Annotated in this window: 1 protein-coding gene; it reads right to left on the bottom strand. The window is 69.2% G+C overall.

Features of this window, described 5'->3' with window-relative positions:
- Window positions 1–1638 (bottom strand): SDR family NAD(P)-dependent oxidoreductase (locus AOK08_RS48560; protein ID WP_338400164.1); only part of this gene is annotated, 1638 nt, incomplete at its 3' end.
- Window positions 1639–1640: the final 2 nt, after the last annotated feature.

The following is a 1640-nucleotide window of genomic DNA, read 5'->3' as shown; positions in this document are numbered from 1 at the left end:
CACACCACACAACGGGAACTCGGCGGGAACCCCCGCCAACACCTCAGCCAGCGCCGCACGATCCGACACATCACACGCCACCACACTCGCCGCACAACCCAGCTCCGCCAGCTCCGCGACAAGCCCAGCCACCCCCGGAGCCTCCACACCCCGCCGGCTCACCAGCAGCAGACGCCCCACACCCTCACCCGCAAGCCAACGCGCCACCTCAGCACCCAGACCACCCGTGCCACCAGTCACCAGCACCGTGCCACCCACCAGCTGCGACAGCTCTCCCACACCAGCCGACGACGACCTCACCGGAGCAGGAACCACACGACGCACAAACACACCAGCCGCACGCACCGCCACCTGATCCTCACCAGAGAACGCACCGGCAAGGACCGCGACAAGCCGTTCAGCTGTCTGGCCATATACGGCCGGTACGTCAATCGCCCCGGAACTCACCGCTGCCGACGTCTCCGCCGCCGCGATCTCTCCCGGCGCCGGGAGATCGATGAGGCCTCCCCAGCGCCCGGGATGCTCCAGAGCCACAACCCGGCCCAGACCCCACACACCAGCCTGCCCGGCCGAGACCACCCCGTCCGAGTCCCCCACCGACACCGCACCCCGCGTCACACACCACAACGGAGCATCAATCCCGGCATCACCCAGAGCCTGCACAAGGACGAGAGCATCGGCCGCCGCCACCGCAGTAGCCGCCACCTCTTCCTCATCCCTCACCGCCAACAGGGAGACCACACTCGCCGGATGGTCAGTCAACTCACTTAGCTGGACAGTCAGTTCGGCTCGGTCGAGCCCACCCGCAGCCACCTCGACCGGCACAACCTCCGCACCCGCCGCGTCCAGGGCCGCCAACACCGCACGTACGTCCGCCTGTTCAGCCCCACCGGACGGGATCACGACCAGCCAACGCCCCGACAACCCCACACCCGCACCCGCACCGACCCGCGCCGGACGCCACACCGCCCGATAACGCCAGCCATCCACCTCAAACCGCTCACGCCGCCCCCGACGCCACGACGCCAACGCAGGCACCACCTCACCCAACGAGGCATCACCCGCCACCGCGAGCACCCGCGACAGCTCCTCCGCATCCCCCCGCTCAACCACATCCCAGAAGCCGGCATCCAGCGCGCCGTCCGCAGAGCCGCGCAGAGCCGGACCCGGCAGCCAGTAACGCTCGTGCTGGAAGGCGTAGGTGGGCAGGGGGACTTGGCGGGACGGGGCACCCGGCAGGGTCTTCGTCCAGTCCACCGGGGTGCCGTGGACGAAGAGTTCGGCCAGCGCACGCAGCGCGGTCACCGTCTCGTCCTGCTCACGCCGCTGGAACGGCACCACACACGCCTGATCGTCCAGGCACCGCACGGCCATCGGACTCAGCGCTGCATCCGGCCCCACCTCCAAGAACGTGGACACACCCTCCCCGGCCAGCCAGTCCACCGCATCCGCGAACCGGACCGCTTCCCGGACCTGACGCACCCAGTACTCCGGCGTATCGAACTCCGCACCCGCCACACCACCCGACAACGTCGACACCACCGCAAGCCGCGCCGGCCCGAACGACACCCCCTCCACAACCCGCCGGAACTCCTCCAGCATCGGCTCCATCAACACCGAATGAAACGCATGACTCACCG

The organism is Streptomyces graminilatus (assembly GCF_001418565.1).
Taxonomy (GTDB): Bacteria; Actinomycetota; Actinomycetes; order Streptomycetales; family Streptomycetaceae; genus Streptomyces; species Streptomyces graminilatus.
This window is presented reverse-complemented; position numbering and strand designations above follow the sequence as displayed.